This is a genomic window from Vibrio sp. 10N.247.310.17, assembly GCF_041466605.1.
Taxonomy (GTDB): Bacteria; Pseudomonadota; Gammaproteobacteria; order Enterobacterales; family Vibrionaceae; genus Vibrio; species Vibrio tasmaniensis_A.
Genome location: NZ_JBFSTC010000018.1, coordinates 26,974 through 53,357 on the forward strand (window position 1 = coordinate 26,974; position 26,384 = coordinate 53,357).

The window sequence follows — 26,384 nt, forward strand, 5'->3', positions numbered from 1 at the left end:
TCTTCTATATGAGAAAAATTGGATGGGGAGTCTAGCAGAAAATATGAGCAAATTCATCAAAACACCGCGGATTATAAGAGGGATTATTGATTGATTTTTGCGAGTGTTTAAAAACAAAAATGCCCACCGAAGTGAGCATTTATTACTGTTCTACAGAGAACGTATTACGGAAGACTAGCTTCTATTGCAGACCAAGCTTCTTCTCAAGGTAGTGGATGTTTGCCCCACCGTGTTGGAAGTTTTCGTCGTTCATAATCGCTAATTGCAGCTCAGTATTGACGTTGATACCTTCAACAATCATCTCACCCAATGCGTTCTTCATACGAGCGATAGCGACATCACGGTTTTCACCGTAAGTGATCAGCTTACCAATCATTGAATCGTAGTGTGGTGGTACTGTGTAGCCAGTGTAGATGTGAGATTCCCAACGAACACCCATACCACCTGGAGCATGGAAGCGCGTGATCTTACCTGGAGATGGTAGGAAACGAACTGGGTCTTCCGCGTTGATACGACATTCGATTGAGTGGCCGCGCAGCTTAATATCATCCTGTGTGAATGATAGAGGCTGACCAGCAGCAATACGAAGTTGCTCTTTCACTAGGTCGATACCCGTTACCATTTCAGTAATCGTGTGCTCAACCTGGATACGAGTGTTCATTTCGATGAAGTAGAACTCACCGTTCTCGTATAGGAATTCAAATGTACCTGCGCCGCGGTAACCAATCTCAAGACATGCACGAGTACAACGGTCACCGATGTACTTACGCATCTCTTCAGTGATACCCGGTGCTGGCGCTTCTTCCACAACTTTCTGGTGACGACGCTGCATTGAACAGTCACGCTCACCTAGGTGGATAGCATTACCTTGACCATCTGCAAGCACTTGTACTTCAATGTGACGTGGGTTTTCTAGGAATTTTTCCATGTAAACCATGTCGTTATTGAAACATGCTTTTGCTTCAGCACGAGTCATTGCGATAGCTTCTGTTAGTTCTTTTTCAGTACGAACAACACGCATACCACGACCGCCGCCGCCGCCAGATGCCTTGATGATTACAGGGAAACCAATGCGCTTAGCGTGCGCTTTGTTTTTCACTTCATCATCATCAAGAGGGCCGTCAGAACCCGGTACACAAGGTACGCCAGCTTTCTTCATTGACGTGATAGCTGACACTTTGTCACCCATCATGCGAATGGTTTCAGCTTTAGGGCCAACGAAGATAAAACCACTGCGCTCTACCTGTTCTGCAAAATCTGCATTTTCAGATAGGAAGCCGTAGCCAGGGTGAACAGCTACTGCACCTGTAACTTCAGCTGCGCTGATGATACGAGGGATGTTTAGGTAGCTATCGATACCACGAGCTGGACCGATACAAATGGTTTCGTCAGCAAGCAGTACGTGCTTAAGATCGCGGTCAGCTGTTGAGTGAACCGCTACCGTTTTGATGCCAAGCTCTTTACATGCTCGCAGAATACGCAGTGCAATTTCACCACGGTTCGCGATTACTAATTTATCTAACATAATGAGTGCTCTCTATTATTCGATAATTACTAGAGCTTGGTCGAATTCTACTGGTTGACCGTCTTCAACTAGGATAGCCGTTACAACACCAGATTTATCAGCTTCGATTTGGTTCATCATTTTCATTGCTTCAACGATACATAGCGTTTCGCCAGCAGTTACAGATTGACCAACCTTAACGAATGGTTTTGCATCTGGGCTTGGAGCGCCGTAGAAAGTACCAACCATTGGAGAAAGAACTTGGTGACCAGCTGGAACTGCAGGAGCTGCTGCTTCTGCTGCTACAGGAGCCGCCGCAGGAGCTGCCGCTACAGGAGCTGGAGCCGCTGCATATTGAATAGGTGCTGCAGATACAGGGCTGTTACGACTGATTCGTACTGACTCTTCACCTTCAGAGATTTCTAGCTCAGAAATACCAGACTCTTCAACCAATTCGATTAGCTTTTTGATTTTGCGAATATCCATTGTTTCTTTCTCTTTATCTGTTGATTGAACTTACTCTTTGACTGAGTAGGTTAGTAATAGTTCGTTGTTTTTATTTACTTTGCGTTGAGCTTGTTGAGCGCAGCCGTCAAAGCAAATTGATAACCTTGGGCACCTAAGCCACAAATCACACCTTCTGCTTTATCAGATAGGTAAGAGTGGTGACGGAATGGTTCACGTGCGTGAACATTCGATAGGTGAACCTCAATAAATGGGATAGCAACGCCAAGTAGTGCATCACGCAACGCCACACTGGTATGTGTAAAGGCCGCTGGGTTGATAATAATGAAATCAACATTTTGATAAGCACTATGGATAGCTTCAATCAGTTCATACTCACGATTTGACTGTAAGTGAGACAGCTCAACATCTTGTGTTTTCGCTTGCTCGGTCAATGAGCTAATAATCTGGTCAAGTGTTTGAGAACCGTAGTGTGCAGGCTCTCTAAGGCCTAACAGGTTAAGGTTTGGGCCATTTAAAACTAGAATGCGAAACTTTGTAGACATTGTGGGGCTATCTTCCTTTATCGTGTTTACGAATGTGAATGTTGCCATTTTATTGAAAATTTGGGGTTAATTTCCAGTAAGAAAAACCCAAATTTAAAAATTAGAACCAGATTATAGCTAATTCAGCGCAAATCGCAGCAATTTACTGGTCTAATCTCCTATAAGTACAGCATGGAATTGTTATCAACTTAACAAAAAACCACGATGGCTTTAATTTTATCGAAGATATTTGAGATCAAGATCGGCCATAAAAAAACCGCCACATAGGTGACGGTTTCGTTATGGTCTGTTTTAAACAGTGATTAGCTAATGTGACGGGTTGCTTATGCCAGTTCTGCTTTCTCTGCAATCAGTTTATCAACCACACTTGGGTCGGCTAGTGTCGAGGTATCACCTAGGTTTCCAGTATCGCCGGTGGCAATTTTACGCAGGATACGACGCATGATCTTACCCGAACGAGTTTTTGGCAGAGAGTCTGTCCAATGCAGGACATCTGGCGTTGCGATAGGACCAATCTCTTTACGTACCCAGTCTTTCACTTCTTTATGAAGCTCTGCAGTTGGGAACTCACCATCATTCAACGTGATGTAAGCGTAAATGGCTTGGCCTTTAATATCATGAGGAATACCGACAATCGCGGCCTCAGCAATCTTATCAAACGCCACTAGAGCGGATTCAATCTCAGCGGTACCCATACGGTGACCAGATACGTTAAGCACGTCATCGACACGACCCGTAATCCAGTAGTAACCGTCTTCATCACGACGAGCACCATCACTCGTAAAGTACATGCCTTTAAAGGTAGAGAAGTAAGTTTGTTCAAAACGGTCATGATCGCCATGTACGGTACGCATTTGTCCCGGCCAAGAGTCAAGAATCACAAGGTTGCCGTCTGTTGCACCCTCAATGATGTTACCCATGTTATCAACCAGCGCGGGCTGTACACCGAAGAATGGGCGAGTCGCTGACCCCGGTTTTAGGTCTGTTGCGCCTGGCAGTGGTGAGATTAAGATACCGCCCGTTTCTGTTTGCCACCATGTATCGACAATCGGAGACTGCTCATTACCAATTGTTTTGTAGTACCACTCCCACGCTTCAGGGTTGATAGGTTCACCTACCGAACCCATGACTCTTAGGCTGTCACGAGAAGTACCTTCAACCGCTTCATTGCCTTTCGCCATCAAAGCGCGAATCGCTGTTGGTGCAGTATAAAGAATATTAACTTGATGCTTATCGACCACTTCACTCATACGGCTGGTGTTCGGGTAATTAGGAACGCCTTCGAATAGGATTGTTTTTGCGCCATTGGCAAGCGGCCCGTAAACAAGGTAAGTGTGACCGGTAATCCAGCCCACATCCGCAGTACACCAGAAGGTTTCGCCTTCTTGGTAATCGAATACGTATTTGAAGGTCATGGCTGCATAAACAAGGTAGCCACCTGTGGTGTGCATTACACCCTTAGGTTTGCCCGTTGAGCCTGATGTATAAAGAATGAATAGTGGATCTTCCGCATTCATCTCTTCAGGTGGGCAATCAGCTGATACGTTTGCGATAGCATCATGCCACCAAACATCACGGTGTTCGTGCCAAGCAACATCGCCGCCAGTGCGTTTGAATACGACAACCTTCTCGATGTTCTTCACTTCAGGGTTAGTCAGTGCTTCATCGACGTTTTTCTTCAGTGGAACAGCACGGCCGCCACGCACGCCTTCATCGGCAGTGATAACGACTTTAGAATTTGAATCGATAATACGACCAGACAGTGCTTCTGGTGAGAAACCACCAAATACGACTGTGTGAACCGCACCGATACGGGTACATGCCAGCATGGCTACTGCAGCTTCTGGAACCATTGGCATGTATAAACAAACCACATCACCTTTGCGTACACCTTGCTCTTTTAGAGCATTTGAAAACAGGCACACTTCTTTGTGTAGTTCATTAAAAGTTAGCGTTTTGTCATCAGCCGGGTCATCGCCTTCCCAGATAATAGCGACTTCATCACCGCGCTCAGCAAGGTGGCGGTCGATACAGTTAGCCGAAACGTTAAGCGTGCCATCTTCAAACCAGCGAATATCAATGTGGCCAGGGTCGAAAGAGGTGTTTTTTACCTGTGTGAAAGGCTTAATCCAATCAACGATTTTTCCGTGTTCACCCCAAAAGCCTTCAGGATCAGAAACAGATTGCTGGTACATGGCTAGGTAAGTGTCATTATCCGCGTGTGTGGTTGATTTAATATTTTCTTTTACCGGATAAACGTGGGCTTCACTCATTGCATCTCTCCTTGTGCCTACATTCCTAATGAACTGGCAACTTCCTTTGTGTTCAGTTTCTAGGTCTATTACAGAACCGTCGTTGTGCTATCACTCTCGGCTAGGACGGCGATTTCCACAATTAGACTTTAGGATGAGACGCCGCTTTTCACTTAAAAAATAGCGAGTTAAGTTCATTTTTGAGAGATTGCTCTCTATGTGGAAAGGCAGTAGTTGAATTAGGTATACGAAGAGTTGAAGCGTGGTAAGTCGCCGTGCTTTAGGCGAACAAAAATCAGCGCCGCGGAGATAGCGTCTTGTAATGCATCATGTTTATTGACCGGGATAGGTAAATCGAGCTGACGACAGATGGCATCGATACTGAGGTCAAAATAGGCATTCGGCAGCTGCCTTTCGAGTTTATCTTGGTAGAGCTGGCTCACTTCGACTAATCGGTTAGGCAGTGGAAACCCAAGCTGTTTTAAACAGGCACGGTCGAGAATCTTTTTATCATAGCGGATGTGATAGCCGACTAAAGGACGATTTCCGATGAAGTTCAGTAGCTCAATTAGGGCCTGTTTCTCTTCTAGACCGTGCTTTAGATCTTGATGGCGAATGCGGTGGATTTTGATGGAATTGCAATCGAGTGACTGAGGTGCTCTGAGTCGAACTTCAAAAGGTTGGCTGGTAATGATTCGGTTACCGATGATCTTTGTCGCGGCAATAGTGACTAATTCCGCCTGATTAGGGTCGAGGCTGGTGGTTTCACAATCGAGCGATACATATTCATTAAGCGTAGGCGTAGCAAACAGAGGCTGATAAGGAGAGCCTTTGAGCTTGTGATGCCAGTAATAACGAACCAATCTATTCATCGTTCAGCCGCCTAATCTCTTATTTGATAGTGGTAACCTAGCCATTGCTTGAATTTCTTCACCACATGTAAGCTATGACGAAGCAGATCTCTGTCTGCTCGCTCCATCAGTTTGACGTTAATCTTGTTGCTGCTGTGCTGCTGAGAAAGCCTTTGGGCTAAGCGCCACTTAAAGAATTGTTTGAGAGCTTCACTGAGATTGTCTGCGGTGCTTTGCTCTAATACCTTCTTGCTGACCAGCAGCTCAATGCGTTCGAAGGTGTTGTTGACCGTGACACCATGTTCAAGACAGAGTGCTCTCACACCATGCACGATAGGGAAAATACCGCCTTGTTTGATATCGAGCCCTGATTTGGATTTTTTTACATTACCAAACAGGGTGAGGGGAACCGAGAAGTTCAGAGCAGGGCGGCAGAATTCAGTCAGAATCAATTCCTGTCCGAGCATCAAATCACTGAGGTGTTGTTTTACTGGTTTTAATAACTCTCTGTTACCCGCAACGGCGTGTGCATCCGCCATAATGGCAATATCCATCACGGTGTCTGGCGTGGCTTTTTTTACCCAACGGGTGAGCGTTTGTTTCCACTCTTGTTCTGAATGTACCCATTTCGGGTTGTTGACCATCACATTGCCCGGGCACAGTGGATAGCCCAATTGCTGCAGTGTGTGGGTGAGATCGTTCATGGCACTTTGGCATTGATGCCACTCCAAGCCATCTTGAATTATTAGCGCGTTGTCTTGATCGGTTTTGAGAATTTGTTCTCCACGGCCTTCGGAACCCAATACGATTAGGCAGCAATGATTATGCAGTGCAGGTGGGATCACCAACTCAAAAGCTTTCTCTATGATCTGTTCATTAACCGCAGAAATCAGCTCCATGATAAAGCGTGTGCGAATCCCGTTACTGAGCAAGCTCTCGACCAGCTGACGCTGTTTGTTAGAAGCCATTGCCAATTCTTCAACGCTGGTGGCGCGAGCAATACGCAAAGTGAGAACGTGAGAGTGAGTGGAGAATGCACTGAGGATCTGTGTCATATCCACCATGCCGACCGCATTTAGACCATCACAAACCATCAACCTTTTTACTCGATTTCTGGTCATGGTGATCATGGCGTTAAACAAGAAGTCCCCTTGATTAACGTGCAGTACCGGGAACGTTGCGATCTTGCCGACGGGCGCATCCAGTGGGAAATTATCGAGCATCACAGCATGCAATAAATTGGTTCGAGTGACGATTCCATACGGTAAGGAACATGATGATCCAAAAGCTTTTGGATCATCATGTTCCAAATGAACGAGCGCTGAGTCCAACCCTTGTTCTTTAAGGGTTTGAGTGACTTGGTTGATGGGTTGGTTCGGTTCAAGTATCAGTGGTGGGTGATAGATAGAGTCATCCACTTTGGTCAATATGAACTCGGCTAGATTTTGTTGCTGTTGGGCAGCTTCAATTAGCGCTTTTCGTGTCGAAAGGTTGCTATCAAAGTAGGCGGCGAATTGGCCATTGGCGTGGTAAAGCTCGAGAAAAATATCGGTGGGCAGCAGATAACTTAATGTATCTTCGAGCGCGATATATTGGTGTTTGGTGTGAGATTCAAACTGGCTTCGGACATCAAAAATATCGTCATTGGCATAGTGTGCGTAAATCTCGCCATCACTGCTCGCGCGCTCTTCGATAGCCCCTTTGATCAAAATGTGCAGGTGTCGGCTCGGCCTATCGGCTTCCAGTATCACTTCTTGAGAGCGGTAATACACCACGTCTAATGAAGAGCGAAGCTTCAATTGTTCCGTATCGGACAGGCTGTCGAAGGGTGGGTGCTGCATACTAAATTTGTCAGGCATAAGCATCACAAGAAGAAATGGGAGTCTTTAATCAGTCTGACAAAATACCAGCGAAGCTCCAGACGACTTTAGTCTAAATGAGAGTATGGGTATCGATGAGCCTGAGATATCTCGTTGAAATGCGATATCCAAGTAAATTGAATATAGGAATACCATCCCAGTAATAATTCCCTTTTTCATCGTATGCGAGATAGGCATAATTGGTGCTGCCTTTTTCCGCACACTTTATAGGTTATTTATGTTTAGCCCTTCACCCTATGGCTGGATCTCTCAGTATTTTCTTGGTTTCTTTTTTGCGTATGGCGTGTACTTGCCATTTTGGGCGCTGTGGTTTGAAGACCAAGGCGTGTCTGCTGGTGATATTGGTGTATTGATTGGTATCGGCTTTGCGACGCGTTGTGTGGCCAACTTAGTGATTACGCCACGTATCCATAAAGTTGAACACTTGATGCCAGCTTTACGCTGTTTGAGTTTCGCCGCGCTGTTGTTTGTCGGCTTCCACTTTTTTACGGGTGGCAGTTTTATACTGATGTTGCTGGCAACGGTACTGTTTAATCTGTGTTGTGGGCCGATCATTCCTCTTTCTGACGCCATGGCTAACCATTACAGTCGTCTTAAGATGCTCGACTACGGCCGAACTCGCCTTTGGGGTTCGGTTGCTTTTATCGCGGGTTCAACCGTGGTTGGTTATCTAGTGGCTGAATTCGGCACTGACATGATTTTGTATACTGCGCTTGCCGGTGTGTTGTTGTCGTTGATTCTTGCGATGAGAAACCCCAATGTGATGCCAGTAACACAATCTGAGCAACAAGCGGTGCGACCAAAACTAGGTGAGTTACTGCGCGAGTCATCAGTGGTGAAATTTTTAGCCTTGATGGCACTGTTGCAAGGTAGCCATGCGGCTTACTACAGCTTTAGTGCAATTTATTGGAAAGAAGCCGGTCACTCAGAAGCGATCATCGGTTATTTGTGGAGCCTGGGTGTTGTCGCTGAGGTGGCCGTATTTGCGTTAAGTAAGCGCTTATTCTCTGGTTGGTCACTGCGTACTCTGTTCGTGGTAGCGGCAATTGGGGTGATGGCGCGTTGGGGTATTACCGCTTCTACCACAGCGATTTTCGCACTGGTTATGGTGCAACTGCTGCATGGTGTGACGTTTGCTATGGCACACATCGCAGCGATTCAATACATCCAATCTGAAGAACAGAACAAGATGGTGGCGCTACAAGCTCTCTATAATGCGATTCCATTGGGTGCATTTATCGCACTAATGACCACCTTAAGTGGTTGGGGATATGAGCTTTGGGGTGCCAATATCTTCTGGGGTATGGCCGCAATGGGAGCACTTGCCTTGTTTATTAAGGTCGATGAAAGAAGCTCAGTGGTTGAGGTTAATCAAACAGCCTCAGCTCAATCTGATGCTCAGAATTAAAGCCTAAAGCACAGAATTTAAGCGATGCGATTGAGTTAAACGCACTTCCCTAGTTAAATGAAACCTCTCCCTTATGGAGAGGTTTTTTTATGGATGAAAAAGGGTTTTTAATGCAAGGATGGATAGTAATTCCAGTCTCTTTAGCCTATTTGGGCGTGTTGTTTTTGATCGCTTGGTATGGAGACAGGCAAGTTCGTTGGCTATCACGCTGGCGTCCATGGATCTATAGCCTTTCTATTGCGGTGTATTGTACCTCTTGGACCTTTTATGGAACGGTCGGGCAGGCGAGCAATAACCCATGGTCCTTCTTGCCCATCTACCTCGCGCCTATTTTGGTTTTCACGTTGGGATGGCGGATCTTAGCTCGGCTTATCCTCATCGCGAAGCGTGAACACATCACCTCTATTGCCGACTTTATCGCGGCTCGTTATGGAAAATCTCAAGGCTTAGCGGTGGCGGTGACCATTATCGCTGTGGTTGGCATTCTTCCTTATATCGCGCTGCAATTGCGCGGTATTACCATGGGGTTGGATATTGTTGCGCCAAACCTAGCCACTGATTTTGGTTATCAGGACTATCACGTCTCTTGGTTTGTGGTCGGTGCATTGGCCATTTTTACCATGCTGTTTGGCACGCGACACATCGATAACACTGAACACCACCGTGGCATGATGATGGCTGTAGCGTTTGAATCCATTGTTAAGCTCGCGGCATTTTTGATTGTTGGCTTGTTCATCATGTACCTGGCGGTGAGTAGTGACAAAATCGACCTGCTTGATGTGGCGGCTTCCACCTATGAATCGCCGAATATTCCGACCTTAATTATTCATACCGTTTTAACCATGTTGGCGATTGTCTGTCTGCCGCGCCAATTCCACACCATGGTGGTTGAGAACGAACGTCCTCAAGATTTGCATACTGCTCGCTGGCTGTTTCCGCTTTATCTGATTTTGATGGGACTTTTCGTGCTGCCAATTGCTTGGGCAGGACAAGGGTTGCTCACTGACATGCCGGCTGATACTTACGTTATCAGTGTGCCAATGGCAGAAGGTGCGAATCACATTGCTTTGTTAGCTTTCCTCGGAGGTACTTCGGCGGCGAGTGGCATGGTGATTGTATCGACCATAGCATTAGCGATCATGGTATCGAATGATTTAGTGATGCCATTGCTGCTGCGTCGTATGCGTCTAACCCAAAGAACACATCGACATTTTTCTGGCCTGTTACTGGTGATTCGACGTGGGTTAATTTTGCTGCTGTTACTTGGTGCTTGGTTGTTTTATCAGGCCCTCGATACTATCCATTCATTGTCGGCTATTGGCTTTCTTTCTTTTGCTGCGATTGCTCAGTTCGCTCCTGCATTAATTGGTGGATTGTACTGGCGTCCCGGAAACCGAAAGGGTGTCTATGTCGGTTTGCTTGTCGGTTCGGTGATCTGGCTGATTACCCTGATGAGTCAAACCAGCATGCTAGCGGGCGATAGTGAAAGTAACTTACTGCTTTGGATTATCACACCGCCAGAACTGCTGAGAAGTTGGGATGTTAGCAGCTCAAATTGGGGCATAGTGCTGAGTATTTTACTCAATACCTTGTGCTATGCCGTGGTCTCAATGACGACCAGACCAAGCCTAAGTGAGCGCTTACAATCGGCAGCATTTGTTGGTACACCACTGCCTGAAAATGAGAACATCAGCCTCTATCAGAACCGTGTGACAGTCGCAGAATTAGAGATGTTGGCATCGCGTTTTGTGGGTCGCAAGCGAGCGAAAAGCGCCTTACATAGCTATTGGCAGCAGCACGGTCAGCCGTTACTTCCTAATCAACAAGCGCCCGCAAGCCTGATTAGACATGCAGAGCGCGTGCTTGCTGGTGTGTTCGGTGCTTCGTCTGCTAAGTTAGTACTCACTTCTGCTTTACAAGGCAGAAACATGCAGCTTGAAGAGGTTGCAACGATCGTTGATGAAGCCTCGGAATTGTACGACTTCAGCCGTGGTTTACTGCAAGGTGCGATTGAACATATTGGCCAAGGTATTGCAGTAATCGACAAACAAATGAGGTTGGTGGCGTGGAATCAACGTTACTTAGAACTGTTTGAGTTCCCTGCTGGCTTGATTCAGGTTGGTCGACCCATCTCAGATGTTATTCGCCATAATGCTGAGCAAGGTTTGTGTGGCCCAGGCGACCCAGAAGATCACGTTCGACGCCGTGTTTATCACCTTGAGCAAGGCACGCGACACACCTCATCTCGTATTCGTCCGGATGGTCGAGTGATTGAGGTGCAAGGTAACCCAATGCCTAGTGGTGGCTTCGTCATGAGCTTTACCGACATCACGGTTTTCAGACAAGCAGAGCAAGCGCTAAAAGATGCCAATGAAAGCTTGGAATCGAGAGTCCATGAACGAACTCAAGAGCTCGAGAAGCTTAACCATCGCTTGGTAAAGGCGACGCAAATTTCTGACCAAGAATCACAATCTAAGAGTCGTTTTCTTGCGGCTGTTAGTCACGATTTGATGCAGCCATTAAATGCTGCTCGCTTGTTTGCTTCTTCGCTATCTGAGGTCGCAAAAGAACAAGAGGAGAAGCAGCTTTCTTCTCATATCGAAAGTGCGTTGGGTGCGGCTGAAGATCTGATTGGCGACCTGCTTGATATCTCGCGATTGGAGTCAGGAAAATTAGAAACCAACATTCACGCGATTGCCGTGCATGATGTGCTGACCAATTTGAATGCCGAATTTAGTGCTTTAGCAACGCAGCAGAAGATCCAATTTCAGATGATCCCATCGTCACTGTTTATTCACTCTGACCCTAAGTTATTAAGACGAGTGATTCAGAACTTTTTAACGAATGCGTTTCGCTATAACCCTGAAGGAAAAGTGGTACTCGGTGCGAGACGAGTCAATGGTCAAGTACGCATTGATGTGTGGGATAACGGAACCGGTATCGATGAAGACAAGCAACAAGAGATATTCGAAGAGTTTACGCGAGGTAGTCAAGTTCGTGCCGATCAGGGGTTGGGATTAGGGTTGGCGATTTCGAAAGGGATTGCTCATGTGCTTGGTCATCAAATCTCGATGCGTTCATGGCCGGGAGAAGGCAGCGTCTTTTCCATCACCTTAGCGAGAGCAGAGCAAGTGGCTCCGGTTGTGCAAGCTTCTACGCCAATGGCGACCAGTGATATCGAGCACTTGAAAATACTGTGTGTCGATAATGAGCGAGAAATTTTGGTCGGTATGGAGAACTTGATAGGGCGATGGGGCTGTGAAGTTAAGACCGCCGTCGACTTAGTCGAAAGTTTGAAGTGTCTCGATGATGATTGGCAGCCGGATGTGATTTTCTCTGATTACCGTTTAGATAATGGCAGAACGGGGCTCGAAGTATTGCAGCAGTGTCGTTTGCGCCTTGGGGACTCTTTTGAAGGGGTCATCATCAGTGCTGATAGAACCGATGACATGCTGGCAGCGATAAAAGCCAATAGCTTCAGCTTTATCGCTAAACCCGTCAAGCCGCTAAAACTCAGAGCGGTCTTAAATCGGGTGAGTTAGTTTAATTAACTCTTAGATATTAAAAAGGCCTCAGCTGAGGCCTTTTTCGATCTGTTCGCTCGGTTATGGATGACCGATTTACTTTAACCCGCGATACCGCCTTGAGTGAGTGTAGTTGGGTCAAGCAGTTTGCTGAGCTCTTCTCGGCTAAGATCGGTTTCTCTTTCTGCGACATCCAGAATTGGTAGGCCTTCTTTATAGGCTTTCTTGGCAATATCAGCCGCCTTCAAGTAGCCAATCACAGGGTTAAGTGCGGTCACCAGAATTGGATTCTTTGACAGTGCCAAATCGAGGTTGTCTTGGCGTACCATGAAGGTAGAAATTGCTTTATCAGCCAGTGCGACTGAACTGTTTGCTAACAACTCAATGCTTTCTAATACGTTATGAGCAATAACGGGCAGCATCACATTCAATTGGAAGTTACCCGATTGGCCTGCAATCGTAATGGTGGTGTCATTACCTATTACTTGAGCCGCCGCCATGGCTGCAGCTTCTGGAATTACAGGGTTTACCTTGCCAGGCATGATAGACGAGCCCGGTTGTAGAGCCTGCAACTCAATTTCCCCTAAGCCAGCTAACGGCCCTGAGTTCATCCAGCGAAGATCGTTTGAGATCTTCATGATCGCAACTGCTGCAGTTTTAAGCTGACCTGACAGTGCAACGATCGCGTCTTGGCTGCTGAGGTTAAAAAAGAAGTTTTCACTCGAGGTAAAACTGATCTTTGTCGATTGAGACAGGTTACTTGCAAACTTATCGGCAAAGCGTGGGTCGGCATTGATCCCCGTACCTACCGCTGTGCCACCTTGAGCAAGCGCCTTGATTGCTGGCAAACTGCTTTCAATCGCTTGCTTGGCGTGTTCAATCTGGAACTTCCAACCACCAAGCTCTTGAGCAAAGGTAATCGGCATCGCATCCATTAGGTGAGTACGACCTGTTTTTACTACCTCAGCAAGCTCTTGCTGTTTAACGGTAAGTGTTGCAGAAAGGTGGGTAAGTGCAGGCAGCAGCTTATTTTCCGCCATCAAAGCGACACTGACTTGAATTGCTGTTGGCACGACATCGTTACTGCTTTGCCCCATGTTTACGTGATCATTCGGGTTCACGTCTCCTTGCAGGCTTCTTGAAGCGAGTGTCGCAATCACTTCGTTAGCATTCATGTTAGAGCTGGTGCCAGAGCCCGTCTGATAGACATCAATAGGGAATTGCTCGAGGTGTTTACCATCGATGATCTCTTGGCTGGCTTCGGCTATCGCGTTGGCAATATCACCTTCCAGTAAACCTAGCTGAGCATTAGTATCGGCGGCGGCCAGTTTAATTAACGCCAGTGCTTGAATGAAGCTGGTTGGCATCTTGTGTGAACTAAACGCGAAATTATCCGCGGCACGTTGAGTTTGGGCTTGGTATAGCGCATCGGCAGGAACTTTCACTTCGCCCATGCTGTCTTTTTCTATCCGAAATTGTAGGGTCATGTTCTATCCTTGTTAGCCAAGTGGGGCTTGGACTTGTTGTAGTGTTTGGCTGAGATTCAAAAAACGCGCTTGGCCTTGTGGTTGCTGGCAGTAGTGGCGTTTCAAATAAAATAGTGGTGAGTGAATAGAGTCTAGGCAGATATGTCGAAAGGCGAAACTGCGGTCACGAGACTCAATCGCTTCTATCAAATGAAAGAAAACTTGGCGCAGATACAGCTCGCATAACAAGATGTTTTCTTGGGCGGCATGCTTTTCATAGTAAGCCGAAAGCGTTAGACCACATTGAATATAGTCTCGAATCACAAAAGGCTCGTGGCCTTGAACTTGCTCTAATGAAGCAAAGCGATCTTGTGCTTTGTAAAACCTCGAATAGAGACCCTGCTGTTCTTTCATCATTATTTGCATCTCTTCAATGGGATGTTAATGATAATTATTATCAAATGAGATTTTAAAAACAACCCTTTGTTTATCTTTTTATAAAATGGAGGGGAAAAGAAAAAGCCGATACATGACGTATCGGCTTTCTGAGATTCAGTACCTAATCCCTACAATGTAAGTACTGATTCATTTTTTGCTAAACATCTTTGTTTAGTGGTCGTGAGCTTCACCAGCACCTTTCGGGTAACGGATGTTCTCAACCATATCTTGTACATCTTGTGGAACTTCAGCAGTTACTTTGTTTACAGCAATTGATACTACGAAGTTTAGACACATACCTAGCGTACCGATGCCTTCTGGGCTGATACCAAACCACCAGTTTTCCGGTGTGCTTGCTGCTGGGTTAATGAACTTGAAGTAGATGATGTAGCTTGCTGTGAAGGCAATACCTGACAACATACCTGCAATTGCGCCTTCCTTATTCATCTTCTTGTAGAAGATACCTAGGATGATGGCAGGGAAGAAGGATGCTGCGGCTAAGCCGAAGGCAAACGCTACTACCTGAGCTACGAAGCCTGGTGGGTTAATACCCAAGTAACCTGCGCCAACAATCGCGACCATGGCAGCCAAACGAGCGGTTAATAGCTCCTGCTTGTCGGTCATGTTTGGTCTGAAGCCTTTCTTCAACAAGTCATGTGAAATCGACGTTGAGATTACCAGTAGTAGACCAGCGGCTGTTGATAGTGCGGCAGCTAGGCCACCGGCTGCAAGTAGTGCTACAACCCAGTTTGGTAGTTTTGCTAGCTCTGGAGAAGCCAGTACGATGATGTCACGGTTAATCTTCATCTCGTTGCGTTCGTCGCCCGAGTAGAACATTTTGCCATCGCCGTTCTTATCTTCCCAACCAACTAGGCCAGTGCTTTCCCAGTTTTTGTACCAGCTTGGTGCGTCTGCTGCTGCGACACCTTGCATGTCTGGGCCGTTAATCGTTTCGATCATGTTTACACGAGCGAAGGCTGCAACACCAGGTGCTGTTGTGTATAGCAATGAGATGAACAGTAGTGCCCAACCTGCTGAGATACGAGCATCACGTACTTTTGGTACCGTGAAGAAACGAATGATTACGTGTGGAAGACCGGCAGTACCTACCATTAGAGCTGCACAGATGAAGAATACATCTACCATGCTCTTGTTACCTTCGGTATAGGCGGTAAATCCGAGTTCTTCGGTGAGTCCATCCAGTTTATCAAGTAGGTATACATCTGTACCTGATAGAGTCGAGCCCATACCAACTTGTGGAAGTGGGTTACCTGTCATCATGATTGAGGTAAAGATTGCTGGAACAAGGAAGGCGAAAATGAGGACACAGAATTGAGCTACCTGCGTATAAGTGATGCCTTTCATGCCACCAAGCACTGCGTAGAAGAACACAATACCCATACCAATGATGATGCCTAGGTTAATATCAACTTCTAGGAAACGAGAGAATACAACGCCAACACCACGCATCTGGCCTGCAACGTACGTAAATGATACGAAGATTGCACAAAATACCGCTACCATACGTGCTGTTTTCGAGTAGTAACGTTCACCGATGAAATCAGGAACCGTAAACTGACCGAACTTACGTAGGTAAGGTGCTAAACATAGCGCAAGTAGTACATAACCACCTGTCCAACCCATTAGGTAAACCGCACCGTCGTAACCAACGAATGAGATGATACCAGCCATTGAGATGAATGATGCTGCCGACATCCAGTCAGCGGCTGTTGCCATGCCGTTTGCTACTGGGTGTACGCCGCCGCCAGCAACGTAGAATTCACTCGTTGTTCCAGCACGAGCCCAGATTGCGATGCCGATATAGACTGCGAAAGTAATACCGACGAGAATAAACGTCCAAGTTTGAATATCCATGTTCTAGCCTCTAGTCTTCCTGTACGTTGTATTTTTTGTCCAGCTTATTCATGCGAACAACGTAAATAAATATCAACGCCACGAAGGTATAAATTGAACCTTGTTGAGCGAACCAAAAACCTAGCTTAAACCCGCCAAATTGAATGGTATTTAGGACATCCACAAATAAGATGCCAGCGCCATAAGACACCACAAACCAGACAGCGAGTAGTGTTCCCATTATTCCCAAGTTTTCCTTCCAGTAGGCTTGAGCATGTTCCGTAGATTCGAACGCCATTGCCTTCTCCTTTAATTCCGTTTTCGTAGAAACCGTTTCTGTAGAAATTGCCGTGTTAACGTAATGTTACGATTTAGAGTGTAGCAAGGATAAATCAAGGGATCTGTGCAACTTTAGTCGGGACGCTATTAGCGCTAATGTCCTGAAATATGGGAGCTAGGAGACAGAACCATAGAAAAACGTGATGTTGCAATAATGTTAAATTAGCCAAAGGTCTAACAAAGAGGGATGAATTAGAGTGCGAGTCATAAAATTTAACAACTAAATGACCGAGAAACTGTATTTAGCCCTGCTTATGACACGAAGCGAAACATAAGTTTGTTATAGTAACTACGGCACTTTCACCGACCGTGCCTTGCTAAACGGCAAAAGATCAACAGGCTTAAAGCTCGGATTTTATTCTTTGGGGGAACGAATTGGACGCAATAACCATTAACCACTTATTCTTGACTGGTGCCGTACTCATCGCCATCAGCGTACTTTTCTCACAAGTGTCCTCTCGATTGGGCGTTCCGATTCTTTTGATCTTTTTGTTCGTTGGTATGTTAGCGGGTGAAGATGGACCCGGTAATATTCATTTCGATGATTACTCACTGACCTATTTGGTGAGTAACCTTGCGCTTGCCGTGATTCTGTTGGATGGCGGTATGCGAACCAAGGTGGCGAGCTTCAAGGTCGCTTTCTGGCCTTCGCTCTCGCTGGCGACGATAGGTGTCGCATGTACAGCAACCTTAACCGGATTAATGGCGGCTTGGCTGTTTGACTTGTCATTAATGCAGGGCATCTTGGTCGGGGCGATTGTTGGTTCAACCGATGCGGCAGCGGTATTCTCTTTGCTGAAAGGACAGAGTCTCAATGAGCGTGTGGGTTCAACTCTAGAGATCGAATCAGGCACTAACGACCCAATGGCGGTGTTCCTGACGGTGACTTTAATTGCGCTGTTAGGTAACCCTGACGCTGAGATGGGAATGAACTTCCTACTGCAAAGTTTTGCGATGCAGTTTGGTATCGGTACTCTTGTTGGTATTGGCGGCGGCTGGGTTCTATGGAGCTTAATCAATCGAGTACAACTGGCTGATGGCCTTTACTCCATTCTGGTACTCAGTGGGGGCGTGGCTCTGTTTGCGTTCTCTAACATGCTTGGCGGTAGTGGCATCTTATCGATTTACCTCGTAGGTCTGTTCATTGGTAATCGTCCAACGCGTTCTCGACACTCTATTCTTAATGTCCTAGACGGTATGACGTGGCTAAGTCAGATCGTGATGTTCTTGGTGTTGGGTTTATTGGTGACACCATCGACCTTAATGGACATTGCACTTCCTGCGTTAGCATTGGCTTTCGGTATGATCTTGTTTGCTCGCCCGTTGTCTGTTTGGTTGGGTTTACTGCCGTTCAGAAGCTTTACCACCAAAGAACGTTGGTTTGTTTCTTGGGTAGGTTTACGTGGCGCTGTGCCGATCATTTTGGCGGTGTTCCCGATGATGGCTGGCCTGCCCAATGCTCAGCTTTACTTCAATATCGCCTTCTTCGTGGTTATGGTTTCGCTGATTGTTCAGGGCGGTAGCTTGATGAAAGTGGCGAGGTTGGCTCAGGTGACCTTACCACCCACACCAACACCGATTTCTCGTACTGGCATGGAGATTTATCCGACCAGTGAGTGGGAGATGTTTGTCTACAAGCTGAAAGAAGAAAAGTGGTGTGTTGGTGAACCGCTTAAGCGTTTGTCTATGCCTGAAGGGACGCGAATTACGGCACTGTTTAGAAAAGATGCTTTGCTTCACCCATCGGGTAGCACCGTGTTAGAGGCGAACGATATTCTCTGTGTGCTTGGTCAAGATAAAGACCTAGATAGCTTAAGTGCGCTATTCAGTGAGGCTCCTCTAGCTGAAGAGTCCGCTCGATTCTTTGGTGATTTCTTCCTGGATGTCGAACTATCGATTACAGCGGTCAGTGATTGTTATGGTATCGAACTGGGCTCGGAAGAAGAGCGAGAAATGACGCTAAAACAATTGGCAGAGCGAGAGCTTGGTGCACACCCTGTATTGGGTGATAGCTTTATGTGGTATGACATTACTTGGGTGGTCGCAGAGATAGATGATCATAAAGTCGTCAGGTTGGGTTTATGTTTGCCAAAGACGACTTTAGAAGAGGATATAAGTGAAGTTTAGTTGTGGACTTCTTGTAGCAAGATAACCGCCTGAGTTCGGTTTTTCACATCCAGTTTACGGAAGATGGCTGTCATATGTGCTTTGATAGTCGCTTCCGAAACATTCAATTCATAGGCGATTTGCTTGTTTAGCAAGCCGTCTGAAAGCATCCCTAGCACCTTGTATTGCTGAGGTGTCAGTGTGGAAAGCTTTTCCGCAAGGTCGCTACAGGCTGCATTATTGGTGATAAGCCCTTCAGGAAAGAACGGGTCGCCATTCAGCACTTGATTCAGTGCACTGACCAATTCACGCATATCACTCGACTTAGGAATGAAACCAAACGCACCGTGGCTTTTCACTTGAGTGACAACGCTGGCATCCTCGCTGGCTGATATCACCACGATCGGTAAATCTGGATATTCAGCACGCAGTTGAATTAAGCCCGACATCCCGTTTGCTCCCGGCATTTTAAGGTCGAGAAGTAACAGGTCTGGTTCATCTTCTTTTTTTAGTAGAGTCAGTAAGGCATCGAGAGAATCAGCCTCAAGCAGGTTCGCACCGCTGATAGCCATATGAACTGACTGAAATAGGGCGTTGCGAAAGAGAGGGTGGTCATCAGCAATGATGATGGTATAGGTCGAGTCCATGACGTTCATACTTTTAACAATTTAGTTAATATTTATTATCATCCTGATTGAGTATGTGGACAATATTTATGCATTAAAAGTCTGAACCATATCGACTTTTATCCCCAGAATAAGAAAGCGTTACTCTGAATAACAAAAAAGCCGCACAGCCATCTCGTTACGGAGGGGCGGTGCGGCTTTCGTTAGTGCTTGTATTTAGACGAATGTCGTCGCTATAGCTGGTGGTCTTGCATGTGTTTTAAGAATACATCGGCAGGCATAAAGCCCGTCACACGAGCATTTGGAACATGGTTACCCTCACCATCCCAGAACTCTATGGTTGGCAACCCGAGTACCTGCAATTGTTTAAGCAGTTCAATGTCTTGAGGCATGTTTCTCGTTACGTCAGCCTGAAGCAGGACGAAATCAGAAAGCTTGTTCTCAACATCTGCTTGGTGGAAGGTGTACTTCTCAAACTCTTTACATGCCACACACCAATCGGCGTAGAAATCGAGCATCACTGGTTTGCCGAGTTTCTTGGCTTCGATGAGCTGGATTTCTAACTCTTCAACCGTGTTGACGCGGGCAAATTGGATTTGTTGCTCAACCACAACGCTCTTTTCTGCGAACCAGTAATTGAGTGCAGGTTGAGCTGATGCGAACAGGCCAAGCATCGCGATGATACCTACAGCGCTCTGTTTCCAACCACCGAATGGCAGTGCATTCTTGCTGTGGTAAAGCCAACCAAAGGCGATGAAACCAAGCCCAGACCAAAGCACGGTTGCCCATAATTCAGGGATAATACGCTCTAGTAGGAAGATAGGGGCTGCCAGCAAGATAAAGCCAAATACGATCTTAACCTTGTCCATCCAGCTACCTGCTTTCGGCAGAAGCTTATTACCAAATACCGCAACCAAGATCAGCGGGATACCCATACCCATGGCTAAGGCATACAGAGCAATCGCACCCGTTAATAGGTCGCCACTTTGAGCCACATACAGCAGCGCACCTGACAATGGAGCTGTGGTACAAGGTGAACACACCAAGCCAGAGATAGCACCCATCGCGAACACGCCCAAGGTATTGCCGCCTTGCTGTTTGTTACTTTGATTGTTAAGCCAAGTTTGGATACTGCTTGGAAGTTGCAGGTTATAAACGCCAAACATCGACATGGCTAATGCCACGAATAGAACGCTCAACGCAATTAATACATAAGGGTGTTGCATCGCAGCTTGGAACTGCATGCCCGCAGAGGCAACCACTAAACCTAATAAGGTGTAGGTCAGTGCCATGCCTTGCACATAGATGAAGGACAGCATCAGCGCGCGACCTTGGCTGAGCTTGCCGCCGCCTAATACGATACCGGTTAGGATTGGGTACATAGGCAGAACACACGGCGTAAAGGCTAAGCCAACACCGAGAGCTAAGAATAATAGTGGCGTCCACCAACTGTCACCCAGCTTATCGGCTAAGCCAGCTTCTTTTGATACGGGAGCATTGGCTTGTTGAGTGGTATTGCTTGCTGCGTCAGTGGTAGGAGAAGAGGCTTGTACTGAATTGTCAGCTTCACCAGCTGCATCAGAAGAACCTTGTAAAGCACCACTGTTTTGCTCATCACTGCTTTTCATATCCCCAGAACTCGTCGCAGTAAACGGTTCAATGTCGATTACTCGGATCTCTGGTGGGTAACAGAAACCAGCATCTGCACAGCCTTGATACTTAACGATAAGCTGTGAGCCATCTTGGTAACTCTGTAGAGGAACTTGCACGAATAATGGCTGAGTATAGATGCTCACCTCACCGAAGAATTCATCTTGGTGTGGTTGGCCATTTTCCATTTCAACATTGCCGATAGTGAGATTTTGGCCAGTGAACGAGAGGCTATGTTGATAGAGGTAGTAGCCCTCTTTTACTTGCCAGTCGAGAAGGACCTTGCCGTCTTGCTGGTAGTAATTGAAAGGGAAAGCTTGGTCTACAGGGACAAAACCGTTGTTATTGCCTCCGAAGCTTGGCTCGGCGTTGTCGTTTCCAAAAAGCGCCCACGCAGGCTGGGTGAACAGGGAAACACAAACAAAAAGTAATGTGGCAAGTCGTCGCATACTATTTAGTCATCAAAATGGAGTTGAAGGTATCTTAACTCAATCAGACCGTAATAGTTTGTGATTAGTTTCATCGGTAGACAAATATCCCCTAAGGCGGGTGGGCTATTTTCTGGGGCAGTCGAGAGAGTGTCAGTCGCTCAACATGAGTTGTCAGCTTTTGCCAATAAGACATTTAAGCCACTCCTAAGCGTGCTCTTACTACTTGTTCGCAAGCATCTATATTCGTGGTGTCTTTCGGAATAATTAACACCGTGTCATTGCCGCCAACCGTACCGATAATCTCGGTATGTGGGTCGATATCAACCAATCTTGCGACCAACTGTGCGCAACCAGGGTTTGTTTTTACGATCACCATTGCTTGGTTGTGAGTAATTAATTCGATTTGTGATGAGATTGACGCATCGACACGTACCGGTGCGCTTTCTACGGTGATGCAGTAAACCTTTTTGCCACAGGCGTTCTGGATTTTGACAACACCGAGTTGTGACAAAATACGAGACACAGTCGACTGGCTAATGCCTGTATAACCAATGTCGACGAGTTTCTCTCGCAGCTGGTTCTGGGTCGAGAAGCTTTGCTGTTGTAGTAAGCGTTTGCACGCTGCAGTCAGTGTTTTATCTTCAGCTGAATACAAGCAACCGTGCTCAGTGATTTGGTTCATGAACAACTCCTTAAAGCCAACGTGTGGGTATCGCTTGTCCATAGCGCAGAACGCACTCCCAAAGCCGTAGAGTACGATTGTTAATTAGGGCTTACCGATGAATCCCGAAATAAATAGGAAGGGTATGCGTGATGTATGATCTTCTATTCATCCAGTCTACCACTAAAGAATAGTTATCTTTTTGAAGGCGATCACCAAACAAAATTCTGGTTATTTGCTTTTTTGTGGAATTTTATTCTTTGGGTAAGTGGATATTTATTCCGGGTTGGGAATAAATATCCATGTAGTTTGAGCGGTTTCTTTTACGAAGGTAAGAGCGCTAAGGGCTAGCGGATTTCACTCATGATCTCGCGAGAGAATACTTTTTCACAATAGTGACATTTTAGTTGGACGTTTTCGTGTTTTAGCTGCACTTTAAAGCTACTTTCAACGGGTTCACCGTGCGAAATACAGTTGCTATTCGGGCAAGAGTACACACTGTTGATTTGGTCTGGCAGTACTAATGTTAGCTTATTAACCACCTTGTACTCTTCAATCTGATTTACCGTCGCTTGCGGCGCATACAGAGCCAATTGGTTGGCTTGTTCCTTGGTCAGAAAGATGTTCTCAATCTTGATCAGATCTTTGTGACCAAGCGCAGATGATGGCAGATTCAATCCCATGGTGATGCGTTGTTCTGTTTTGTGTAGCTTAAACAGTTTAAGGATTTTGATACCAAGATGAGCAGGGATGTGGTCAATCACGCTGCCGTTACGGATCGCTTCTACTTGTAGCTGAGTTTGTTTAACCATGACTGTTTCTCCTGCTTATAAAGTGTCGTTAAGAACTAGGGCCAATAGGGCTTCGCGAGCGTATACACCGTTTTCAGCTTGTTCAAAGTAGTAAGCGTGTGGCGTTTTATCTACGTCGGTTGTGATTTCATCGACGCGTGGTAATGGGTGAAGCACCTTCATGTTCTGGCGTGCATCTTTCAAGGTATCGGCCGTTAGAATGTAAGCCGACTTCATGTGCGCGTATTCTGACGCATCAAAGCGCTCTTTCTGTACGCGAGTCATGTACAGGACATCCAGTTCAGGCACCACTTCTTCAATGCTGCTGTGGGTGCTGTATTGGATGCCCATCTCTTCCAACTCTTCACAGATGTAATCAGGCATCGCTAACACTTCTGGCGCGATAAAGAAGAAACGCACGTTATTGAATTTTGATAGTGCTTGCGTCAAAGAGTGTACGGTACGGCCATATTTTAGGTCGCCGACGAAAGCCACATTGAGGTTATCGAGCGTGCCTTGCGTTTCGTAAATCGAGAACAGATCCAATAAGGTTTGCGTTGGGTGTTGGTTTGCACCGTCGCCACCATTCACAATTGGCACACCGTTAGAAAATTCAGACGCTAAGCGCGCCGCGCCTTCTTGTGGGTGACGCATCACAAAGGCATCCACGTAAGATGAAATCACTTGAACGGAATCGGCAAGTGTTTCGCCTTTTTTCGCCAGCGATGTGTTGCCGCCATTATCAAAGCCGATGACTGTGCCGCCAAGGCGTTGAACTGCGGTTTCAAATGAGAGGCGAGTTCGAGTTGAAGGCTCAAAGAAGCAGCTCGCAACGACTTTATTTTTCAGCAGATCAGGGTTTGGTTCTGCTTTGAGTCTTGCTGCAGTATCGACGATAAGCTCCAGTTCATCACGAGATAGCTCTGGAATGGAGATGATGTGCTTGTTAAATAACGAATGCGCCATAACGGGTCTTCCTTTTTCTATGCATACAGTCAAATTGCGGACAAAAAAAAGCCCCCTAAAAATAGGAGGCTTCGAAATGATCAATAGAGCAAAATAAAAATGACACCAACGCCGTTCTAAGGCGTATTGGCTGACAATCATGTGCGAAAAAATTGCGGTTCATTTTTTGCTCTCTTAAGACAAATTGCGGAGGATTATACTCAGATAAAAAGGCCATGCAATACTTTCTGTAAAGTATTCATTTAATGGATTTTTATGCGAGATTACGTCCATTTTAAACTCCCATTTAAGTCTTTGTTGGGGCTGAGACTTACAGGGTTTTCCAGGAAATTATCTCTTCAACCACATGAAAAAAAATGCGAGTTTTATTCAAGGTCAAAATCCCAAGAACGCCACTCGCATTTCCCTGTCATTGCACTTAACTTATCAACGTATTTCGAACAAGTGAGTGCCTAGCTTCTTAATTTTTAACGTCTTAACTGTTTTGTTTCTTAGGTAATTAGCTGCCTAATGTCGCAACCATTACTGCTTTGATGGTGTGCATGCGGTTTTCTGCTTCATCGAACACGATAGAGTATTCAGACTCAACCACTTCATCCGTCACTTCTACGCCATCTTTAAGCTGCGGATATTCAGCAGCAAGCTGTTTGCCGACAGTTGTATCTTCGCCGTGGAAAGCAGGTAGGCAGTGCATGAATTTCACATGTGGGTTGCCTGTTGCTTTGATCATGTCCATGTTGACTTGGTAAGGCATCATTAGGTTGATACGCTCAGCCCATGCTTCTTTCGCTTCGCCCATTGATACCCAAACGTCGGTGTATAGGAAGTCACAACCTTGCACGCCTTCTTGAACATCTTCTGTTAGCGTGATTTTGCCGCCAGTGTGTTCTGCGATTTCACGACATTGAGCCAATAGCTCTTCTTGTGGCCAGAATTGTTTTGGAGCAACAAGGCGAATGTCCATGCCCATTTTCGCAGCGCCAACCATTAGAGAGTTACCCATGTTGTTGCGAGCATCACCTAGGTAAGCAAACTTGATTTCATGCAATTGCTTGCCACGGCCGTATTCCGTCATAGTTAGGAAGTCAGCTAGGATTTGTGTTGGGTGGAATTCGTCAGTCAGGCCATTCCACACAGGAACGCCAGCGTAAGCGCCTAGCTCTTCAACGATTTCTTGACCAAAGCCGCGGTATTCGATGCCATCGTACATACGGCCTAGAACGCGAGCGGTGTCTTTCATTGATTCTTTGTGGCCAATTTGAGAGCCAGATGGGCCTAAGTAAGAAACTCGAGCACCTTGGTCGAATGCTGCTACTTCGAATGCACAGCGAGTACGAGTTGAGGTTTTTTCAAAGATAAGCGCAATGTTTTTGCCAGTCAGTGTTGGCTGTTCGTAACCGTTGTACTTCGCTTTTTTTAGCTCCATAGAAAGATCTAACAAGTGTTGAATTTCGCGTGGAGTGAAATCTAGTAGTTTTAGGAAGTTACGATTGCGTAGGTTAAAAGCCATGATGTATTCCTTCTTAGATTTAGGCGCTTCCTTGTTACAGGGAAATAAAATTCAAGAAAGCGCGATTCAATTTTTAGTTAAAGTTGTTCGGTTTTGTTTGTTTCGTTTAATCTGTTTTCGCAAGCTTTAAAAGCTTTCAAGACTTAAGGTTCTCAAGCTTTAAGTTTTTCAAGATGATAAAGCTCGCTAGTGCATTAACCTTTGGTGATATTGGTGCCCGCTTGGCCTTGCAGGATTTGCAAACCATCTTCGAGTGCGCCGATACCCACTACTTTGCCGCCTTGCTGAATGAACTCGCACGATGCTTCAATTTTTGGCCCCATTGAGCCTGCATCAAATGTAAACTTCGCCAATTCACTTGGTGTAGTACTGCGCAGTGCGTGTTGAGTCGGTTTGCCCCAATCAAGATAAACAGCGTCAGCATCGGTCAGAATAAGTAGTGCATCCGCATCCAATTGTTTCGCCAAGAAAGCCGCTGACATGTCTTTGTCGATAACCGCTTCAACGCCGACTAATTTGCCATTTTCTTTTTTCACTGGGATGCCACCACCGCCAGTACAAATTACGAGGTGACCTGCATCGATAAGTTGAGTGATCGCTTCGTGTTCAACAATGCCAGTAGGGCGTGGGCTTGGCACTACTCGACGGAAATGTTGACCGTCTGGTTTTACGATCCAGTGGAATTTCTCCGCTAACTCACGCGCTTCTGCTTCTTCGTAGATCGGGCCAATTGGCTTAGTTGGATCTGCGAATGCAGGATCGTTTGGATCAACGGTCATTTGCGTCAACATGCATGAGATGTTGCGGTCAGGCAGGTAGTTTTTGAACTCTTGCATCAGCATGTAGCCGATCATGCCTTGAGTCTCACTGCCCAATACATCCAATGGATACGGGTTTACTTTTTTGTACTCCAAACCTTGCAGAGCAAGTAAGCCAACTTGTGGACCATTACCGTGCACTAGAACCACGTTGTACACTTTCGCGATTTCAGAGATGGTTTTAACAGCCGTTTCAATATTACGGCGTTGAACATCGGCTTCTAACGGCTCACCGCGACGAAGTAGGGCATTACCGCCGAGTGCAACAACAACAGTTTGCTTAGTCATAATTGTGTTCT

General features: G+C 46.2%; 20 protein-coding genes. 3 read left to right on the forward strand and 17 right to left on the reverse strand.

What is annotated here, in order from left to right; all coding sequences use genetic code 11:
- Positions 1 to 181: 181 nt before the first annotated feature.
- The 6 genes from accC to AB6D80_RS07770 form a co-directional block, all read right to left on the reverse strand.
- Positions 182 to 1,525, reverse strand: a complete 1,344-nt coding sequence (gene accC / locus AB6D80_RS07745; protein WP_102490926.1) for an acetyl-CoA carboxylase biotin carboxylase subunit — start codon at positions 1,523 to 1,525, stop codon at positions 182 to 184.
- 15 nt (positions 1,526 to 1,540) lie between these two features.
- Complete coding sequence (accB, locus tag AB6D80_RS07750) at positions 1,541 to 1,990, reverse strand: acetyl-CoA carboxylase biotin carboxyl carrier protein (protein ID WP_017083823.1); 450 nt, start codon at positions 1,988 to 1,990, stop codon at positions 1,541 to 1,543.
- Between the two features lie 74 nt (positions 1,991 to 2,064).
- The gene (gene aroQ / locus AB6D80_RS07755) at positions 2,065 to 2,514 is read right to left on the reverse strand and encodes a type II 3-dehydroquinate dehydratase (RefSeq protein WP_004729735.1); all 450 of its coding nucleotides are present in this window, start codon (positions 2,512 to 2,514) and stop codon (positions 2,065 to 2,067) included.
- Positions 2,515 to 2,837: 323 nt separating this feature from the next.
- Positions 2,838 to 4,787: an acetate--CoA ligase gene (acs, locus tag AB6D80_RS07760; RefSeq protein ID WP_004729734.1), complete on the reverse strand. Its 1,950-nt coding sequence runs from the start codon at positions 4,785 to 4,787 to the stop codon at positions 2,838 to 2,840.
- 218 nt (positions 4,788 to 5,005) lie between these two features.
- Positions 5,006 to 5,638 carry a 3'-5' exonuclease gene (locus AB6D80_RS07765; RefSeq protein WP_372188180.1) on the reverse strand — a complete coding sequence of 211 codons (633 nt, stop codon included), beginning with the start codon at positions 5,636 to 5,638 and terminating at the stop codon, positions 5,006 to 5,008.
- Positions 5,639 to 5,649: 11 nt separating this feature from the next.
- A complete protein-coding gene (locus tag AB6D80_RS07770) occupies positions 5,650 to 7,482 on the reverse strand; it encodes a DUF294 nucleotidyltransferase-like domain-containing protein (protein ID WP_372188194.1) in 1,833 nt (610 codons plus the stop codon).
- A gap of 232 nt (positions 7,483 to 7,714) precedes the next feature.
- Between AB6D80_RS07770 and AB6D80_RS07775 the strand changes: the two genes are divergently transcribed.
- The gene (locus tag AB6D80_RS07775; protein ID WP_017077574.1) at positions 7,715 to 8,905 is read left to right on the forward strand and encodes a 3-phenylpropionate MFS transporter; all 1,191 of its coding nucleotides are present in this window, start codon (positions 7,715 to 7,717) and stop codon (positions 8,903 to 8,905) included.
- A gap of 110 nt (positions 8,906 to 9,015) precedes the next feature.
- On the forward strand, positions 9,016 to 12,447 hold the full coding sequence (locus AB6D80_RS07780) for a PAS-domain containing protein (RefSeq protein WP_372188182.1): 3,432 nt from the start codon (positions 9,016 to 9,018) through the stop codon (positions 12,445 to 12,447).
- 83 nt (positions 12,448 to 12,530) lie between these two features.
- On the opposite strand, the gene AB6D80_RS07785 is transcribed toward AB6D80_RS07780, so the two are convergent.
- From AB6D80_RS07785 to AB6D80_RS07800, 4 genes are all read right to left on the reverse strand, one after another.
- Positions 12,531 to 13,916, reverse strand: a complete 1,386-nt coding sequence (locus AB6D80_RS07785; RefSeq protein ID WP_372188184.1) for a class II fumarate hydratase — start codon at positions 13,914 to 13,916, stop codon at positions 12,531 to 12,533.
- Positions 13,917 to 13,928: 12 nt separating this feature from the next.
- Positions 13,929 to 14,312, reverse strand: coding sequence for a hypothetical protein (locus AB6D80_RS07790; RefSeq protein WP_371695201.1), 384 nt, complete (start codon positions 14,310 to 14,312; stop codon positions 13,929 to 13,931).
- Positions 14,313 to 14,504: 192 nt separating this feature from the next.
- Complete coding sequence (locus tag AB6D80_RS07795) at positions 14,505 to 16,208, reverse strand: sodium:solute symporter family protein (RefSeq protein WP_372188186.1); 1,704 nt, start codon at positions 16,206 to 16,208, stop codon at positions 14,505 to 14,507.
- A gap of 10 nt (positions 16,209 to 16,218) precedes the next feature.
- Positions 16,219 to 16,485: a DUF4212 domain-containing protein gene (locus AB6D80_RS07800; protein WP_009844701.1), complete on the reverse strand. Its 267-nt coding sequence runs from the start codon at positions 16,483 to 16,485 to the stop codon at positions 16,219 to 16,221.
- Positions 16,486 to 16,901: 416 nt separating this feature from the next.
- Between AB6D80_RS07800 and AB6D80_RS07805 the strand changes: the two genes are divergently transcribed.
- A complete protein-coding gene (locus AB6D80_RS07805) occupies positions 16,902 to 18,653 on the forward strand; it encodes a potassium/proton antiporter (protein ID WP_372188188.1) in 1,752 nt (583 codons plus the stop codon).
- Here AB6D80_RS07805 and AB6D80_RS07810 read toward each other — a convergent pair.
- From AB6D80_RS07810 to arcC, 7 genes are all read right to left on the reverse strand, one after another.
- A complete protein-coding gene (locus AB6D80_RS07810; RefSeq protein ID WP_012604978.1) occupies positions 18,650 to 19,279 on the reverse strand; it encodes a response regulator transcription factor in 630 nt (209 codons plus the stop codon). The two genes, AB6D80_RS07805 and AB6D80_RS07810, sit on opposite strands and share 4 nt — an antisense overlap.
- A gap of 212 nt (positions 19,280 to 19,491) precedes the next feature.
- Complete coding sequence (locus tag AB6D80_RS07815; protein ID WP_372188190.1) at positions 19,492 to 21,357, reverse strand: protein-disulfide reductase DsbD; 1,866 nt, start codon at positions 21,355 to 21,357, stop codon at positions 19,492 to 19,494.
- A 175-nt stretch (positions 21,358 to 21,532) separates the two neighbouring features.
- Positions 21,533 to 22,021 (reverse strand): arginine repressor, encoded by a 489-nt coding sequence (locus tag AB6D80_RS07820; protein WP_009844705.1) that lies wholly within the window; start codon positions 22,019 to 22,021, stop codon positions 21,533 to 21,535.
- Positions 22,022 to 22,347: 326 nt separating this feature from the next.
- Positions 22,348 to 22,812 (reverse strand): aspartate carbamoyltransferase regulatory subunit, encoded by a 465-nt coding sequence (gene pyrI, locus AB6D80_RS07825; RefSeq protein ID WP_009844706.1) that lies wholly within the window; start codon positions 22,810 to 22,812, stop codon positions 22,348 to 22,350.
- Between the two features lie 15 nt (positions 22,813 to 22,827).
- Positions 22,828 to 23,757, reverse strand: a complete 930-nt coding sequence (gene pyrB / locus AB6D80_RS07830) for an aspartate carbamoyltransferase (RefSeq protein ID WP_372188192.1) — start codon at positions 23,755 to 23,757, stop codon at positions 22,828 to 22,830.
- Positions 23,758 to 24,256: 499 nt separating this feature from the next.
- The gene (locus tag AB6D80_RS07835; protein ID WP_076675508.1) at positions 24,257 to 25,267 is read right to left on the reverse strand and encodes an ornithine carbamoyltransferase; all 1,011 of its coding nucleotides are present in this window, start codon (positions 25,265 to 25,267) and stop codon (positions 24,257 to 24,259) included.
- Positions 25,268 to 25,461: 194 nt separating this feature from the next.
- Positions 25,462 to 26,373, reverse strand: a complete 912-nt coding sequence (gene arcC, locus AB6D80_RS07840) for a carbamate kinase (RefSeq protein WP_009844708.1) — start codon at positions 26,371 to 26,373, stop codon at positions 25,462 to 25,464.
- Between the last annotated feature and the right edge of the window lie 11 nt (positions 26,374 to 26,384).